We start from the raw sequence: 15,582 nt of genomic DNA, 5'->3' as shown, positions 1-15,582 counted from the left end.
GGCTTCCCGGCGCTCCGCCAAGACCGTAGCAGCGCGGGATGGGCGCCACCAGGGGCGGGTTCGGCTCTGGTCCTGCGTCAGGGTTTACAGGGTCAGGTCGCGGCGGCGCAGCCCGTACAGGCCCACGGCGGCCAGGCCGGACGCCACCAGCGTGAGCCCGGACCCGGGTCGGCCAGCGTGGAGTAGTGGACGGGGGCGAACGGGGAGATCATGAAGAACGCGTCGCTCACCACGCCGACTTCCAGGGCGATGGCCAGGATCAGGGCGGCCCACCCCACGGCCGCCCCGGCCCGGCGGAGCAGATCTGGGCAGGATCGTCCGTCCCCGTGCGCCTGGCCCAGAAGTCCAGGGCGCCGCTCCGCCCGAACGCCGAGCAGCCGCTGGGGAGGTCGCCGACCCCTCACACCGGCAGCCTGAGATCCCTACCCCCGGTCACAGCGCTAGCTTGGCGCCCGCACCAGGTTCAGGTCAGCGAGCGCATGTCCGCGACGTCGTACTCGGCCACCGAGGCGGCGAGAATCGCAGCGCGCTGGGTGTCGCTGGGGCCGCCGGCGCGGAACGCCTCGACGGCCGCCTGCGACTCCCAGCGCTCGAAGATGTTGATACGGCGGACATCCACCGGGTCCGCACTGATGGCGAAGTCAAGGCAGCCGGGTGCGCGGCGGGCCGGCTCGATGACGCCCACGCAGTCCGCGAGATAGCGCTCGCGCTGCTGCGGGTCGACGACGATATGCCCCGCGACGATCACCATGTGCTGCTCCTCTGCCGAGTCCGGACCGACCGTTGCCGGCTATGACTGTCGACCGAGCAGAAACTCATCGGTACGCGCCCGCTGCAGCCCTGGGTGCGGGGTGCCCGCGATCAGGAAGAAGGAATGGGTGACCACCCGCCCGCGGGACCTACCGATGGCGGCTCGGCGGTGTGCGCTGCGCTCGCGTGAACGGCGCTGGTGCTGCGTCCAGGGCGTCCTGCCCGCGGCCGACGTTCACCGAGCTGGTCCTCAGGGAAGGGCGGCCGTCACGTCGTTGACCGGGCTACGGGCAGCTTGCCCGGTCAGGACCCGTACGGCCTCCTCTGCGGCGATGCGCCGCACTGTGGCGACGGCCTGCTCGGAGTAGTAGGCGGCATGAGGGGTGATGATCACGTTGGGCAGGGTGAACAACGGGTTGCGGGGGTGCCAGTCGCGCTGCTTCGCGGGCTCCTCCTCCAGGTCGTCCAGCGCCGCGCCGGCGATCCATCCCTCGGTGAGTGCCTGGTGGAGCGCCTCGTCCTGGACGATCGGGCCACGAGCGGTGTTGATGAGGACGGCGGTCGGCTTCATCCTGCGGAGCGTCGTACGGTCGAAGGTGTGGTGGGTCTGGGGGGTGAGCGGCGCCTGGATCGCGAGGTAGTCCGCCCCTTCCACGAGGCGGTCGAAGGACACCGGCAGCACCTTGCGCGATCGGATCTCGGACTCGTCGAGGAACGGGTCGTGCGCCCAGACCTCGACGCCGAACGCTCTGGCGCGTTCGGCGATGAGCTGGGCGATGACGCCGAAGGACAGCAGCCCGAACACTCGTCCCCGCAGCCGCAAGATCGGCTCCCCGCTCTGCCACCGCCAGTCGCCCTGCCGGGTCGCCTGGTCGTACGTGCAGATCTTGCGGGCGGCGGCGAGCCAGAGCGCGACGGCGTGGTCGGCGACCTCGTCGGCGCACCAGTCGTTCGGCGCGTTCGTGACCTGGATGCCCCGCCGGGTCGCGGCGTCGACGTCGACGATGTCGACGCCCGTGCCGTAGCGGGCGATCACCCGGCAGCGGGTGAACGCGTCGATGGCGCGGGACCCGACCCTGGCGTACTGGGTCAGCACGCCGTCGACGTCCCGGCCCTTCTCGATCACCTCGTCCTCGCTCTTGCACTGGGCGGCGAGGAGCTCGAATCCGGCGCCCTCGATGATCGCACGTTCGATGTCCACGTCGCCGAAGTCGGAGTCGGCGATCATGATCGTGCCTCTGGCGTCAGTGCGAGTCACGGGGAATCCCCTTCGTGTGGACGAGATCCTGGTAGTGCAGGGCGAGCTCCAGGCAGCCTCCGCTGTCCAGTTGCCCGACCGTGGCGCGGTAGATCTCCTGCCAGGGCGTCTGGTTGTCGAACGCCGGCGGTGTGTAGCGGGCCCACCGCGCGGCGATCTCCTCATCGGGCAGCAGGACGTCGACGCGCGCGTTGTCCAGGTCGACGCGAATGCGGTCGCCGGTGCGCAGGATCGCGAGATTGCCGCCGGCCGCGGCCTCGGGGCTGGCGTTCAGGATGGACGGGGCGTCCGAGGTGCCGCTCTGGCGGCCGTCGCCGAGCGTGGGCAGCGTGGTGATGCCTCTCGGGATCAGCGCGGCGGGGACCTCCATGTTCACGACCTCGGCCGATCCCGGATAGCCGATCGGCCCGGTGTAGCGGATGACGAGGATGCAGCCCTCGTCCAGGCCCAGGTCGGGATCGTCGATGCGGGCGTGGTAGTCCTCGGGTCCGTCGAAGACGACGGCGCGATACTCCGACACCGCGCGGAGGTCGCCGGCGAGGACCGATGTCTTCATGACCGCGGAGTCGAACAGGTTGCCCGTCATGACAAGAAGCCCGCCGCGCTCGGCGAGAGGGTCGTCGAACGGGCGGATCACCGTGGGGTCGGCGGGCGGGGCGTCGGCCAGGTTCTCGGCCACGGTACGGCCGGAGACGGTCACGGCGTCTCCGTGCAGGCGCCCGGCGGTCAGCAACGACCGCATGACGGCGGGCACTCCGCCGGCGCGGTAGAAGTCCTCGCCGAGGAACTCGCCCGCGGGCGCGACGTTCGCCAGGATCGGGATGTCGGCTCCGACGCGTTGCCAGTCCTGGATGGACAGGGGGACCCCGACGTGGCGCGCGATGGCATTGATGTGGATGGGCACGTTGGTGGAGGCGGCGATGGCCGAGGCGACCACGATCGCGTTCTCGAAGGCCCGCAAGGTCATGATCTTGCGCGGGGTGAGGTCCTCACGGACGAGGTCCACCGCTCGGCAGCCTGTGTCGTAGGCCATCTGCGCTCGCCGGCGGTAGGGGGCCGGGATCGCCGCGCAGCAGGGCAGGGACATGCCCAGCGCCTCGGCCAGGCTGTTCATCGACAGGGCGGTGCCCATCGTGTTGCAGTGGCCGATGCTGGGCGCGGAAGCGGCCACGCGTGCCAGGAACTCGGTGTAGTCGATCTCCCCGGCGGCCAGCAGGCGCTTCGACTGCCAGATCACCAGGCCCGAGCCCGACGCGCCCATCCGCTCGCCCTGGTGATAGCCGTTGAGCATCGGCCCTCCGGACAGGACGATCGCCGGGATGTTCACCGTCGCCGCCGCGGCCAGGCACGCGGGCGTGGTCTTGTCACAGCCCGTCGTCAGCACGACTCCGTCGAGGGGATATCCGTAGAGCACCTCGACCAGCCCTAGGTAGGCGAGGTTGCGATCCAGCGCGGCAGTCGGGCGTTTACCGGTCTCCTGGAGCGGATGGACGGGAAACTCGAGCGGTATGCCACCACCGTCGCGGATCCCGTCCCTGATCCGGTCGGCCAGGGCGAGGTGATGGCGGTTGCAGGGTACGAGGTCGCTCCCGGTCTGGGCGATGCCGATGATCGGCCGGCCGGACTGGAGTTCGGCCGGGGTCAGTCCGAAATTGAGAAAGCGTTCGAGATAGAGAGCCGTCATCGCCGGATTTTCCGCGTTGTCCCACCAGGCCTGGCTGCGCAGCCCGCCGGCCCGCTCCGTCGGTGGCATCATCGGCTGCTCCTCACGGAGGCGGGTCCGTCGGATCCGGCGGGGTATTCGTCCAGCGGCACCAGGTTCCTGGACCAGGCCGACATGACCGGTGCGAGGACCCGCCAGGACTCTTCGGCCTCGTCGCCGCGGATGGACAGGGCGGCGTTCCCGTGCAGCACGTCCAGCAGCAGCCGGCCGTAGGCAGGCAGTTCGGGGGGCGCCGGCTGCGCGGTGAGGGTCATCGGGGCGAGGGTGCGCGTGCCGGTGCCGATGCCGGTCAGCGCCAAGGTCATGCTCTCCGGCTCCAGCCCGAAGCGCAGGACGTTGGTCGCGGCTTCCTCCTCGAAGCCGAAGGGCAGGTGCGGTACGGGCCGGAAACGTACCGCGACCTCTTTGCGGTCATGGCCGAGCGCCTTGCCGGTGCGGAGCCGGAAGGTCGTGCCGAACCAGCGCCAGCTTTCGAGCTCCAGCTCTACTTCGGCGAAGGTCTCGGTGCGGCGGCGCGGGTCCACGCCGTCCTCCTCGGCGTACGCGGGAACGTCGCGATCGCCGATCCGGCCGGCCAGGTAGCGGGCACGGCGGGTGCGGCGTACGACGTCGTCGTCGGTGAGCGGGCGTACCGAGCGCAGCACGTCGACCTTCCGGTCCCGCAGGTCGCGCTCGCCGAGGCTGAGCGGTGGTTCCATGGCTACCAGGCACAGCACCTGGAGCAGGTGGTTCTGCAGCATGTCCTTGAGCGCCCCGACCCCGTCGTAGTAGCCGGCCCGGCCTTCCAGGGCCAGGGTCTCGTCCCAGACGATCTCCACGTCGGAGATGTGGGCGCTGTTCCAGATGGGCTCCAGGACGCGGTTCGCCAGCCGGCTGCCGAGCACGTTCTGGACGGTCGTCATGGCCAGGAAGTGGTCGACGCGGAACACCGCCTGCTCGGGCACGACCCCCGTCAGGAGCCGGTTCAGCTCCACCGCGCTGTCGAGGTCCTCGCCGAACGGCTTCTCCAGCACGATCCGGCTGCCGGGCGGCAGGTTCGCGGCGCCGAGTGCGGCGACCACGGCGGGGAAGATCACCGGCGGGAGGGCGAGGTAGACGGCGACGGGCCCGTCACCGGCGACGAGCGAGCCGATGTCGGCGGCGTCGGTGGCGTCCACCCGCCGGTACCGGGCGGATGCGGCGATCGCTTTCCTGACGTCGGCGGGCTCCGTCGCGGCGTGCTGGTCGAGCCGGTCGGACACCCAGCGGCGGAACTCCTCGTCGGTCCTGTCCCCCCGGTCGGCGCAGGTGAGTTCGAACCTGTCGCCGAGATGTCCGGCCGCGCGCAGGGCGGCCAGGGCCGGCAGGAGGTAGCGGCCGTTGAGGTCGCCTGTGGCGCCGAGGACGACGAGCCGGTTGATCATGTTCTGGTATCCGCTTTCGCTCGTGCGAGGTTGACGCCGCTGACGATGATCCCGATGTGGCTGAACGCCTGGGGGAAGTTGCCCATGAACGCGCCCGTCGACGGATCGATCTGCTCCGGCAGCAGTCCGAGCGGGCTGGCGCGGGCGCACAGTGACGTGTACAGGTCCTCGGCTCGTCCGATCTCGCCTTGCAGGACCAGGTTGTCGACCAGCCAGAAGCTGCACAGCAGGAAGGCTCCTTCGTCGCCGGGCAGGCCGTCGGGGGAGCGATCGTGCAGGTACCGGTAGAGCAGGCCGTCACCGGCGGACAGGCGTTCGCTGATGGCGGCGGTGGTGGCGGCCATCCGAGGGTGGTCGGCCGGGATGACCTTGCGCAGCGGGAGCGCGAGCAGGCTGGCGTCGAGACTGCCACCGCCGTCGAGATCCTCGCTCAGACACCGCGCCTTCTCGTTCCAGGACCGGTCGAGGATCATCCGGCGCAGCTTCTCGGCTTCTTCCCGCCACCTCGCAGTCTGTCCTGGTATGCCGAGCCGTTCGCTGATCGCCGCAGCCCGATCCAGGGCGACCTGGCACATTCCCGCAGAGTAGGTGAAGACCCTGCCTTCACTGCGTACTTCCCAGATGCCCTGGTCCGGTTGCCGCCACGCGCTCACGGCGGTGTCGGCCAGCTCCGCCAGACGGGACCACAACGCGGGCTGGAGGTCACGGCCGGCCCGCAGCCACTGGTCGGCGCAGTCCAGCACCTCGCCGTACACGTCGTGCTGGCGCTGATCGGCCGCGCCGTTGCCCCATCGGACCGGAGCCGAGCCCCGGTAGCCCTCCAACCCGGAGTCCTGAATCTCCTCGGGTACGGGGTCGCCACCGAGGGTGTACATGATGCAGGGGCTACGGCTTTGCTCGAAGGCGTCCAGGACCCAGCCGAGGAAGGCGTCGGCCTCCTCGCCGAAACCGACGCGACGCAGCGCGAACACGGCGTAAGCCGCGTCCCGGATCCAGGTGTAGCGGTAGTCCCAGTTGCGGACACCGCCGATCGGCGCGGGCAACGATGAGGTGGGGGCGGCGACCAGCGACCCGTTCACCCAGTCGTCGCACAGTTTCAAGGTGATCACGGCACGCCTGACCAGTGCCGCCTCCGGACCGTCGTAGCCGCACTTCGTCATCCAGCGGCGCCACGCGTCGGCGGTCTCCTCCAGCATCGCCTCGGGGGCGAACCGATGGTGGCGGTGGATCCGCCCCCAGGACAGCACCAGATCGAGCCGATCGCCCTGTTCCAGATCATGTACGGTGCGCAGACCGGTCAGGACTCGGTTGGAGCGCAGATGCAGACGCAGATCCGGCCGCCGCAGAGCCCGTACTTCCAGGCCGCTGCCGAGGGCCCGGGCCTGTCCGCCGCCGCGCGGCTCCAGCTCCGCCCGCAGGCGCACGGTGCCGTGCAGAACGACGGCGGAACGGACGAGTTCGGACCTGCCCGCCCCCGCGTCATCGCTGAGGTCTGCCCCGGCGCGCAGGGCCAGCGCGTCGGTGATCCTGACCAAGCCGGTCGGGCCGCGCAGTTCGGTCACGAGCACGGCGGTGTCGGGCTCGTAGAAGTGGCGCGCCTCCTGCAGGTCTTCCACCGTGAGCGTGAAGTGCCCGCCCCGCTCGTGGTCCAGCAGACCGCACACCAGCGGCTCGCTGTCGAAGCGGGGCAGGCACAGCCATGGAATCGAACCGTCCAGGCCGACCAGCGCCGCTGTCTCGCCGTCTCCGATGAGGCCCAGGTCCTCCAACGGCAGATAGCCCTCCTGACGGCGGACGGGGCGAGAGGGCGGATCGGTATCGAGCATCGCTGAACTCTTTCTGCAAGAGCGCCGGCCGAGGCGCTGCTCCTTTGAGGTGAACTCCGCGCCGTCGCTCTAGAAGGTGATCAATACCTTCACGACATCTTCGAGCTTCTTGTCCGCGACCTCGAAGGCTCGCTCCATCTCGTCGAAGCGGAAGGTATGGGTCGTCATGTGGGTGGGGTCGAGCCGTGCCGTCACGAGCATGCGCAGCAACCGTTCCATGCGCAGTCGCCCTCCTGGGCACAGGCCGGTGGTGATCGTCTTGTCGGCCATTCCCACGCCCCATTCGACGCGGGGAATGTGCACGAATTCGCCTTTCCCGTAATAGCCGGTGTTGGAGATCGTTCCTCCCGGCTTAGTGATCTTGATGGCTGTCTGGAAGGTCGCGTCCGCGCCGAGGGCCTCGATGGCGGTGTCCACGCCCTGCCCCTGGGTCAGCGCGTGGACCCGTTCGACGACGTCCACGGCGGTGAAGTCCACGATTTCGTCGGCGCCATACATGCGTGCGAGATGCTGCCGGCTGGGGACTGATTCGACACCGATGACCAGGCCGGCGCCGCGGAGTCTGGCCCCCGCGGTGGCCATGAGCCCTACCGGGCCCTGGGCGAGCACGGCCACGGTACCGCCGATCGGGATGTCCCCGTTCTCCGCTCCCATGAATCCGGTCGAGAGCATGTCGGCACAGTAGACCGCCAGGTCATCGGGAACCGCGTCGGGGATTTTCGCCAGATTGGCGTCGGCGTCGTTCACATGGAAATATTCGGCGAATACCCCGTCCTTGGAGTTGGCGAACTTGAATCCGCCCAGTGGCCCGCCCGACTGGGAAGGATGCCCGCTCTGCGAGGCGAGGTCGCCCCAATCAGGAGTGATCGCGCCCACCAATACGCGATCACCGGGCCGGAATTCCTTCACCTCGCTTCCCACGTCGCGCACCACGCCGACCGCCTCGTGCCCGAGGGTCAGATTCTCCCGGGGACCGATGCCGCCCGCGACGGTATGAGAGTCGGACGTGCAGATCAGGGCCGCTGTCGTCTGCACGACGGCATCGAGCGGGCCCGGTTCCGGGACCGGTTTCTCCATGAAACCGACACGCCCGATCTCCCTCATCACAAACGCTTTCACGTCATCCCCCGGTTCGTTCTTCCGCGTGTGTTCACCGACGCTTCCGCTCCCGTGAACGGGGAACGGCGGCCGCCTCGTACGGCGGGCTTCGCGTGAACGCCGCGAGTCACAACAATGCCGTGATTTGCTGGAAACGGCACCGGCTGATGACGTGCCTACCCTCCTGGATTCATCGCCTAACGCCGGCCTCTCGCACGCCGATGACCGGGAATTGACTTATCTTTTCCAGATATATGGCCGACGCCGAGGCGGCCGCGCCATCAGGGACCGGACGGACGCTGAGCGGACCAAGACCGGGATCTACCAAGCATGGCGCGCTCTTGGCCCATGCCTGGAACGTTTCGCCTGATCTACGGATGATCCTCCGGGTATGGATGGAAGACGCGGGGGAGGTTGCGTGATGGTCAAATCTGTAGTGGTCGGTGTGGATGGCTCCGCATCGTCGATGGAGGCGTTGGAATGGGCGGTCGCCGATGCGCAGCGGAGAGGGCTGGGCCTGCGGCTCGTGCATGTGTGCGAGCAGGCGGGTTTCGGCCGTGAGGTAACGGACGCCTGTGCCGAGACGCTGGAGGCGGCCCATGATCGGGTGCGTGCTCTGACGGACGGCGTTCAGGTCACCACCGAGCTGCTGACCGGCAAGGTGATCGATGCCTTGGTCGGCGAGTCGGCCGTCGCGGACAGCATGGTGCTGGGTAGCCGGGGGCTCGGCGGCTTCGCGAGGCTCATGATCGGGTCGGTGAGCATGGGCGCCGCCGGCCATGCAAGCTGTCCGGTGGTGATCGTGCGCGGGTCCTCCCGCGCACCGCACGGCCGGGTGGTCGTCGGCGACGACGGCTCCCCATGCGCTCAGCTCGCCGTGGCTTACGCCGCGGAGCAGGCCCGTGCCCGCGGCGTGCCCCTGCACGTCACGTACACCTGGCAGATGCCGGTGACGGTGTCGCACCCGGCGGGATACAGAGCGGTGCGCGCGAGCTTCTGCGAGCAGGACCTTCGCAGGGCGACCGAACGTCTGTCGGCGTGGCGCGAGAAGAACCCGGACATCGCGATCGAGGGCGAGCAAGTCATCAGTCATCCGGCGGAGACGCTGGTCAAGGCCGCTGAAACGGCCGATCTGGTGGTCGTGGGCTCGCGCGGTCTGGGTGGGTTCGCCTCCGCGGTGCTCGGCTCGGTGAGCCGTACGGTGCTGCAGCACGCGGTCTGCTCGGTCGCCGTGGTCCGGCCTCGACCGAGAGAGGCCTGAGGGGACGGCGACCCGACCGAGAAGAAGGGGACATTAATGAAGCGCGCGGCTGCCGCACCGCGCGCTTGTCCTTCACCGGGGGTGTCGAGTGGTATGTAAGTGGTCGTCCTACTTGCGCACAGGGTCTTCTTTGGGGCCGACTGTCACGCCCCAGCGCTTTCGTAGCATTTCTACGAGGCCGTTGGCTGCTCCTCCTGCTCCGATCACTCCGACGATCGTGGGTTCGAGTCCGATGGACCGGCTCGATACCAGGCCGCACCAGAACAGGACGCCCAGGATGGGAATCCAGGTGCGACGGTCGCTGGCCAGGACCCAGCAGGCGGCCCGCCAGTGGAGCCTGCCCAGGTCTTTGATGCGGAACGCGAGTGCCGCTTGTATCAGGCCGAGAGCGTAACGGATGTTCTCGGGGTTGCCGTGCAGGTCGGTTTTCCACTCCCGGGAGCGGAAATTCCGGGACGGGCCGCTGATGACGGCCGCGATGTGGATGAGGTCAGTGATGATCCAGTCGTTCTGCGCGTGCCGGGGGTTGGTCTTCTTTCTCTTTTTCTTGACCTTCTTTCCAGGGGTACGCCGGTCGCGGGCAGGCGCCGCGATCTCCCAGTGGCGCTCGTGCCACGAGATGTGCCGGGCGTGATTAGCGGCGAGGAAGCCGGTCAGGCTGATGGCCAGCCCGCTGGGGCCCAGCAGCAGGGCGATGATGAACGCGAAGGGGTCGGCATCGGTGAGCACGAGGCTCAAGACGCCTGCGCCCATGAGGATCAGGCCTGCGATGATGGAGATAACAGCCACTATCCATTGGCGGCGCATCCTGCGGGAGTAGGATTCTTGCCTCGTCACTGAACCTCACTAGGTGTCTCCCGCCGTGCGAAGTCGAGCGGGAAAGATCCCGCGATTCTTTTTGCGGGCCAGAGCTTTGCTGTATTCCCGACATCCGGTGTCGGAGATTGTGTATACGCGGCGGCGTGGTCTGTTCGCGGGCGTCATCTGCTCCCATTCTCCGGTGATCCACCCGACTTCCTCGAGTCGTTCCAAGATCGGATAAACTGTGCCTGGCCCGAGTTCGGCCTGATCGCAGATACGGTAACCCCAGTGGGGGTCTTCGGAGTCCGCTTCCAGCAACAGGTCCAGGACACGACAGGTAGCCAACGTGAGACGAATCGGTGGCTTTGGGGTGGTCACAGCATAATCCTTCCGAGGGTCTGTAGACCCTATATCGAGAACGATAGCAGTGATGGCTCGAATGTTCGGCGGTGTCGTCCCAGTCGCCCTTCAGGTATACGGCTTGATCGCCGCCGAGGACCGGGAATCGCAGCACAAAGCCCTTGTGCGGGATGACATGGTCGCCGAGTCGATCGAGGGGAACGACTTCTGGGGCAGACCTTTGTCTGGTTGTGTTCCGATTCGGCTCGAAAGTGGCGGGCGATGACACGTACAGATATGTATATACCCTTCATGGAAAATGTCCGCAGAAATGCTCCTGCGCGACGAAGAGCCGCACCCGGTGGCTTCGGCCGGGTGCGGCTCCGGTGAACCGATCGGTGTCCCTGTGAGATGACGTCGTCACGGCTCCAGGCCGGCCGGGACGGAGTCGGACGGGCCGTGGGGCTGCTGGGTGTGCCCGCGGGCGTCGTAGATCTTGACCCAGCTGACGGTGGGGAACTGCTTGAGGGTCGGGATGATCTGGTCGGCGACGGTGAAGGTCGATCCCGCGCTGGTGAGCCGGCCCGTCAGGTAGACCCTGGCGATGCCCTTCTTGATGGTGAGCTTGCTGAAGCCGGTGGCCTTGGAGGAGACGAAGCGCAGGCCCCGGGCCTTCTCGGCCTGGGTGGGACCGGCGAACAGGCGCTGCAGCGCGCCGTGGGCGGTGGCCGGCGGGATCACGGGCCGACGCACGGCCCTGATGTACGGGGTGCGGCCGGTCGTGTAGGCGGTGGTGTCGAGGAAGCAGGCGCGCACCGGCACGGTTCGGTACGGGGTGGCGATGTCGACGACCACCCGGCTGGGGCGGCTGAGTGTGTAGACCCGGTAGGGCGCGCGCCTGGCCAGCCCGACGCCGAAGGTCAGCGTCGCCTCGAAGTCGCCGGCGTTGACGACCTGGATGACCCCTGGCAGCGCGTAGGTCCTGCGCGTCGGCCCGTAGGTGACGCGGCCCCGCTGGTCATGGCCGTCGGTCCGGTCGAAGCGCACGCGCAGCAGGGCGCCGCCCGCCACGTCCACGGTTCGACCGGACCCGTCGGCCAGCAGGCGGGACACGTAACGGACGTCGCGCTGGGCCGGCACGCGGCCGCGGAACTCGAAGACCAGCCGATCGAGTCCCCGGTGGTGGGCGGCCCGGATGCCGGTCAGGACCGGCGGGCCGACGTGCTGAACGGTGGCCTGCGCCGGTACGGCGAGCAGGCCGGTGGTGGTGGCCACCATCGCGGTGGCGACGAGGGGGCGGATCGGGAGCATGATGATCATCTCTTTCCCCGTGAGTGCTCCTGATCCCACTGTGCGCCCGTTCATCGCCGTGTGACACGGGCGAACGTCCCCTTCTCGCGGACTCTTCGGCGCGGATGACGAATCCCGGACGCCGGCGAGGAGGTTCCGGTGGACGCCACCATGGACCACGGGACGGCCGGAGTGGCCGGGAGATCTTGAGGAGGCGATCCCGGCGAGGGGCGGGGGACGCTCGTCTCCGGTGTCGGTGTCAGGAATTCCTGATGGTCCCCCGTCCTGTTTTGCTGCTGTTGATGCAGACGGCGAAGTAGCTGCCGTACAGACCGTTGATCGTGATTTCCGTGTAGGCCCAGCTCGGCAGTGAAGACTTGCGGCTGGCGGTTCCCACGGTGACGCCGTTGGCGGCGTCGTGCACCCGGCACGTCACGGTGCCGTACAACGGCACGTTGACCCTGAGCTTGATCCAGTGCCCGCTGGAGGCGCCCAGCGTCCCGGTCTGGCAACTGGTGGACGGAGAGGTGATCGAGCAGTGCGTCGAAGAGGCCGACGCCGGCGGCGCCAGCATCAGTGCGGTGCTGGTGGCGAGCACTGCCGCGCTCGCGATCACCATTCCTCGGGCTGACTTGCGCATGCTGATACTCCAGAGAACGGCCGCTCGCGCGGCGTTGGGATGGTCATGGGCGTTCTGGCTAGTTCGCGATCTCCCCGCCGCCGGAGTGGCTGCTGTTGACGCAGACGAGGAAGTAGCGTCCGTAGAGACCGTTGATCGTCTTGCCCGTGCCGGACGCGTTGGTCCAGCTGCGGCTGGCCTGGCCGACCGTGCTTCCGTTGACCGCGTCGTGCACCCGGCAGGTCACGGTTCCCCTGCGCGGCACGTACACCGAGAACCTGATCCAGTGACCTGGGTTCGCGTAGAGGGTGGCGGTCTGGCAGGCGATGTCACTGCCGCTGATCTGGCACCCGGAGACGGATGCGAACGCCGGAGGAGCCGTGGCGAGCACGGCGCTGATGGTGGCTGTCATGACGCCGGCTGAGACCAAGGCCCGCATCCCCTTGCTGACTTTGCGCATACCGCTTCGGTGCTCCTTCTTGGATTTATATGAGTTGATAGCAGTGAAGTGAACATAACTGCGCTTTGTGGGACGTCAACTGCTCTGGTGAAAATCAATGAAGATCATTTATTTGAGCTGAATTCAGGGGATGGGGTGACGAACGTCCCGCCTCTTGGAAGACCTCCGGCACTGCCGTCCCCGAGCCGGTGGCCGGAGTCTGGAGGCGGGATGAGAGCCATCCCGCGCAGCGGAGACGAGGCGAGGAGCTCATCATGAGAGCGACCGTGGGCGATCGGCTGATCGTGGAGGGCACGTACGGCCCCGGGAACCGGAGGGAAGGCCTCGTCGTGCAGGTCGAACACACCGACGGCACGCCGCCCTATCTCGTTCGCTGGCTTGACGACGGGCGGCAGAGTCTCGTCTTCCCCGGGCCGGACGCGCGCATCGTGCCACGCAGCCAGTGCGAGCGACGGTGATCGACCGGGCCGGCCCCTCGGACGTCGCCATGCTCGCCATGGGGACGCGCGGCTCCCTGGCGCAGCGGGCCGGCGCCATCCTGCTGCTGGAGCCGCGGCCGGGCTTCGAGGTGGCGCGGGCGTCACGACTCCTGGCCGCGTGGATCCGCTCCGTGCCGAGACTGCGACGGCGGCTGGTGCGCGTGCCGTTCGGGTGCGGACGCCCGGTGTGGGTGGACGACCCGGGCTTCGACGTCCGCCTGCATGTACGGGAGATGGCCTGCCCCGCGCCGGGCGACGAGCGCGCGCTGCTCGACGTGGCCGCGGCCGTGCTGGTCGGCCCGTCGCCGCCGTCGCGGTGGGCGGCGGTCTTCGTCACCGGATTGAGCGACGGCGCGGTGGCGCTGATCGTCGTGCTGGACCATGTGCTGGCCGACGGGATCGGCGGTCTCGCGCTGCTCGCGGCCCTGGCCGACCCCGGTCGACGGCCGGAGCCGGGCGGCTTCCCCCAGCCTCCGCCGTCCCTGCCGCGCCTGGCCGCCGACGCCTTCGCCGAGCGGCTGCGCGCGCTCGGCCGCGTCCGGGCGTACTGGCAGGACGCGAGGACGGCTCTCACCGCCTCGGGCGGACTGCGCCCGGCTCCCGTCGCGCGGTGCTCGCTGCTGCGGCCGACCGGGCCGCGCCGGACGTTCGCCGTCGTCCGGGCCGACCTGGTGGCCGTACGGGACGCCGCTCATCGCGAGGGCTGCACCGTCAACGACGCCCTCCTGACGGCCGTCACCGGAGCGCTGCGCGAGCTGCTGCGACGACGAGGCGAGCACGTCGAGGCCCTGTCGGTCTCCGTGCCCGTGTCGGCGAGGAGCACGACCACCTCCGGCGAACTCGGCAACCGGTTCGGCGTGCTGATCGCCGCCCTGCCCGTCGTCGGCGACGCCGGGCAGCGGATGAGGCGGATCGCCTCCTTGCTCGCCGAACGCAAGAAGGCGGCCGGGCAAGCGTCCGCCGCCAACCTGTTCGGCCCGTTGTTCCGGCTGCTGGCCGCACTCGGGCTGTACCGCCGGTATCTGCGCCGCCAGCTACGCATCCACACCCTGGTCAGCAACGTACGCGGCCCGGACCGGACATTGACCTTCGCGGACGCCGCCATCCGGGAGATCATCCCCGTGGCGGTCGCCGAGAGCGGCAACGTGACCGTGAGCTTCGAGATCCTCTCGTACGACGGCACGATCGTCATCACGCTCATCGCCGATCCCGACAACGTGCCCGACCTGGACGCGCTCGCCGCCCTCCTGCGGGAGGAACTCGCAGGCATCACGGCCGGCGGCTCACCCGCGGGCCGCCCCTCCGGGACCTACGGCCCGCACATCGGGGACGTTCGCCGCTGACCGCGCCGGCCGCCGTACGGGAGCGTGGGGGGACGTGGAAGCGAGGTGGTCGTCATGGGGCGGGTCGTCGTAACCGGGTCGAAGGACGCGTCATCCGCCGATCTCGTGGCCGCCGTGAAGCGGCTCGCGACCACCCTGACCGGCCGCCCGCACGCGCTGAAGGCTTCGGTCGCCGGTCTGCGAACCCGGCAGCCCGGCGCCGCGCACCCCCGCGACGTGGAGATCCCGCCCGACCTGGCCACCTGCGGCGACTGCCTGCGGGAGCTGTTCGACCCGGCCAACCGGCGTCACCGCTACCCGTTCATCATCTGCGCGGCGTGCGGACCCCGGGCCACCATCATCGAGAGCCTGCCCTACGACCGGGAACGCACGTCGATGCGCGGCTTCGCCATGTGCCCGGCCTGCGCCGCCGAGTACCACGACCCGGCCAACCGGCGTTTCCACGCCGAGCCGATCGCCTGCCGGTCCTGCGGCCCCCGGCTGCGCTGGCGGGCCGTGACCGGGGACGCCGCGCTCCGGGCGGCCGCGGCGGCCATCGCGGACGGCGGTGTCGTGGCCGTCAAAGGGCTGGGCGGCTTCCACCTGGTCTGTGACGCGATCAACGACGCGTCGGTCTCCAGGCTGCGCGAGATCAAGGCGGGCGACGGCAAGCCGCTGGCGGTCATGGTGCGCGACACGATCATGGCCGACGCGCTGGCGGATCTCTCCGACGCCGATCGCGCCCTGCTCACCGGCCCGTCCGCGCCCATCGTGCTGGCTCCGCGACGGCACGGCGTGCTGTCGCCCGACGTCTGCCTCGGCATGCCGGACATCGGGGTCCTCCGGCCGTACACGCCTCTGCATCACCTCCTCCTCGACGCGCTGCGCCGCCCCCTCGTGGTGACCAGCGCCAACCACGCCGGCAGCCCCATGCCGACCGACGAGGTCACCGG

17 protein-coding genes are annotated in these 15,582 nt (G+C 69.1%); 5 read left to right on the top strand and 12 right to left on the bottom strand.

Going from position 1 to position 15,582, the window contains the following annotated elements:
* Positions 1-92: 92 nt before the first annotated feature.
* Both ACGFI7_RS14615 and ACGFI7_RS14610 read right to left on the bottom strand, forming a co-directional pair.
* The gene (locus ACGFI7_RS14615; protein ID WP_393403975.1) at positions 93-278 is read right to left on the bottom strand and encodes a hypothetical protein; all 186 of its coding nucleotides are present in this window, start codon (positions 276-278) and stop codon (positions 93-95) included.
* 185 nt (positions 279-463) lie between these two features.
* Positions 464-751, bottom strand: a complete 288-nt coding sequence (locus ACGFI7_RS14610; RefSeq protein WP_393403972.1) for a putative quinol monooxygenase — start codon at positions 749-751, stop codon at positions 464-466.
* Between ACGFI7_RS14610 and ACGFI7_RS14605 the strand changes: the two genes are divergently transcribed.
* On the top strand, positions 750-1,118 hold the full coding sequence (locus tag ACGFI7_RS14605) for a transposase family protein (protein ID WP_393403970.1): 369 nt from the start codon (positions 750-752) through the stop codon (positions 1,116-1,118). The two genes, ACGFI7_RS14610 and ACGFI7_RS14605, sit on opposite strands and share 2 nt — an antisense overlap.
* Here ACGFI7_RS14605 and ACGFI7_RS14600 read toward each other — a convergent pair.
* From ACGFI7_RS14600 to ACGFI7_RS14580, 5 genes are all read right to left on the bottom strand, one after another.
* On the bottom strand, positions 1,001-2,008 hold the full coding sequence (locus ACGFI7_RS14600) for a C-terminal binding protein (RefSeq protein WP_393403968.1): 1,008 nt from the start codon (positions 2,006-2,008) through the stop codon (positions 1,001-1,003). The genes ACGFI7_RS14605 and ACGFI7_RS14600 overlap by 118 nt on opposite strands.
* Positions 1,995-3,764, bottom strand: coding sequence for an IlvD/Edd family dehydratase (locus ACGFI7_RS14595; RefSeq protein ID WP_393403966.1), 1,770 nt, complete (start codon positions 3,762-3,764; stop codon positions 1,995-1,997). Before ACGFI7_RS14595 ends, ACGFI7_RS14600 begins: the two co-directional genes overlap by 14 nt.
* Entirely contained in the window at positions 3,761-5,134 is a 1,374-nt protein-coding gene (locus ACGFI7_RS14590) for a glucose-6-phosphate dehydrogenase (protein ID WP_393403964.1), read from the bottom strand. The genes ACGFI7_RS14595 and ACGFI7_RS14590 overlap by 4 nt, the downstream gene beginning before the upstream one ends.
* Entirely contained in the window at positions 5,131-6,960 is a 1,830-nt protein-coding gene (locus tag ACGFI7_RS14585) for a glycoside hydrolase family 15 protein (RefSeq protein ID WP_393403961.1), read from the bottom strand. Before ACGFI7_RS14585 ends, ACGFI7_RS14590 begins: the two co-directional genes overlap by 4 nt.
* 69 nt (positions 6,961-7,029) lie before the next feature.
* Complete coding sequence (locus tag ACGFI7_RS14580) at positions 7,030-8,079, bottom strand: NAD(P)-dependent alcohol dehydrogenase (RefSeq protein WP_393403958.1); 1,050 nt, start codon at positions 8,077-8,079, stop codon at positions 7,030-7,032.
* Positions 8,080-8,479: 400 nt separating this feature from the next.
* Between ACGFI7_RS14580 and ACGFI7_RS14575 the strand changes: the two genes are divergently transcribed.
* A complete protein-coding gene (locus tag ACGFI7_RS14575; protein WP_393405657.1) occupies positions 8,480-9,319 on the top strand; it encodes a universal stress protein in 840 nt (279 codons plus the stop codon).
* A 108-nt stretch (positions 9,320-9,427) separates the two neighbouring features.
* On the opposite strand, the gene ACGFI7_RS14570 is transcribed toward ACGFI7_RS14575, so the two are convergent.
* The 5 genes from ACGFI7_RS14570 to ACGFI7_RS14550 all read right to left on the bottom strand — a co-directional run bounded on the left by ACGFI7_RS14570 (position 9,428) and on the right by ACGFI7_RS14550 (position 12,828).
* The gene (locus tag ACGFI7_RS14570) at positions 9,428-10,126 is read right to left on the bottom strand and encodes a hypothetical protein (RefSeq protein WP_393403955.1); all 699 of its coding nucleotides are present in this window, start codon (positions 10,124-10,126) and stop codon (positions 9,428-9,430) included.
* A 39-nt stretch (positions 10,127-10,165) separates the two neighbouring features.
* Entirely contained in the window at positions 10,166-10,498 is a 333-nt protein-coding gene (locus tag ACGFI7_RS14565; protein ID WP_393403952.1) for a PadR family transcriptional regulator, read from the bottom strand.
* 381 nt (positions 10,499-10,879) lie between these two features.
* Complete coding sequence (locus ACGFI7_RS14560) at positions 10,880-11,779, bottom strand: GerMN domain-containing protein (protein WP_393403950.1); 900 nt, start codon at positions 11,777-11,779, stop codon at positions 10,880-10,882.
* Positions 11,780-12,008: 229 nt separating this feature from the next.
* The gene (locus tag ACGFI7_RS14555; protein ID WP_393403947.1) at positions 12,009-12,389 is read right to left on the bottom strand and encodes a hypothetical protein; all 381 of its coding nucleotides are present in this window, start codon (positions 12,387-12,389) and stop codon (positions 12,009-12,011) included.
* Positions 12,390-12,447: 58 nt separating this feature from the next.
* A complete protein-coding gene (locus ACGFI7_RS14550; protein WP_393403945.1) occupies positions 12,448-12,828 on the bottom strand; it encodes a hypothetical protein in 381 nt (126 codons plus the stop codon).
* A 254-nt stretch (positions 12,829-13,082) separates the two neighbouring features.
* Here ACGFI7_RS14550 and ACGFI7_RS14545 point away from each other — a divergent pair, with 254 nt between their 5' ends.
* From ACGFI7_RS14545 to ACGFI7_RS14535, 3 genes are all read left to right on the top strand, one after another.
* Entirely contained in the window at positions 13,083-13,286 is a 204-nt protein-coding gene (locus ACGFI7_RS14545; RefSeq protein ID WP_393403943.1) for a DUF1918 domain-containing protein, read from the top strand.
* On the top strand, positions 13,283-14,650 hold the full coding sequence (locus tag ACGFI7_RS14540; RefSeq protein ID WP_393403940.1) for a wax ester/triacylglycerol synthase domain-containing protein: 1,368 nt from the start codon (positions 13,283-13,285) through the stop codon (positions 14,648-14,650). Before ACGFI7_RS14545 ends, ACGFI7_RS14540 begins: the two co-directional genes overlap by 4 nt.
* 54 nt (positions 14,651-14,704) lie before the next feature.
* Positions 14,705-15,582, top strand: an 878-nt coding sequence (locus tag ACGFI7_RS14535) for a Sua5/YciO/YrdC/YwlC family protein (RefSeq protein ID WP_393403938.1), incomplete at its 3' end; no start/stop codon positions are given.

Source organism: Nonomuraea sp. NPDC048826 (assembly GCF_043198225.1).
Lineage (GTDB): Bacteria > Actinomycetota > Actinomycetes > Streptosporangiales > Streptosporangiaceae > Nonomuraea.
Note: the sequence above shows the minus strand (reverse complement) of the source record. Positions and strands in the feature narration are given on the sequence as shown.

What these genes read in the sequence shown, in the direction of transcription:
- ACGFI7_RS14605 (WP_393403970.1), top strand. Translation starts at nt 750, where the DNA reads ATGTGCTGCTCCTCTGCCGAGTCCGGACCGACCGTTGCCGGCTATGAC.
- ACGFI7_RS14610 (WP_393403972.1), bottom strand. Translation starts at nt 751, where the DNA reads ATGGTGATCGTCGCGGGGCATATCGTCGTCGACCCGCAGCAGCGCGAG.
- ACGFI7_RS14595 (WP_393403966.1), bottom strand. Translation starts at nt 3,764, where the DNA reads ATGATGCCACCGACGGAGCGGGCCGGCGGGCTGCGCAGCCAGGCCTGG.
- ACGFI7_RS14590 (WP_393403964.1), bottom strand. Translation starts at nt 5,134, where the DNA reads ATGATCAACCGGCTCGTCGTCCTCGGCGCCACAGGCGACCTCAACGGC.
- ACGFI7_RS14585 (WP_393403961.1), bottom strand. Translation starts at nt 6,960, where the DNA reads ATGCTCGATACCGATCCGCCCTCTCGCCCCGTCCGCCGTCAGGAGGGC.
- ACGFI7_RS14575 (WP_393405657.1), top strand. Translation starts at nt 8,480, where the DNA reads ATGGTCAAATCTGTAGTGGTCGGTGTGGATGGCTCCGCATCGTCGATG.
- ACGFI7_RS14570 (WP_393403955.1), bottom strand. Translation starts at nt 10,126, where the DNA reads ATGCGCCGCCAATGGATAGTGGCTGTTATCTCCATCATCGCAGGCCTG.
- ACGFI7_RS14560 (WP_393403950.1), bottom strand. Translation starts at nt 11,779, where the DNA reads ATGATCATCATGCTCCCGATCCGCCCCCTCGTCGCCACCGCGATGGTG.
- ACGFI7_RS14555 (WP_393403947.1), bottom strand. Translation starts at nt 12,389, where the DNA reads ATGCGCAAGTCAGCCCGAGGAATGGTGATCGCGAGCGCGGCAGTGCTC.
- ACGFI7_RS14550 (WP_393403945.1), bottom strand. Translation starts at nt 12,828, where the DNA reads ATGCGCAAAGTCAGCAAGGGGATGCGGGCCTTGGTCTCAGCCGGCGTC.
- ACGFI7_RS14545 (WP_393403943.1), top strand. Translation starts at nt 13,083, where the DNA reads ATGAGAGCGACCGTGGGCGATCGGCTGATCGTGGAGGGCACGTACGGC.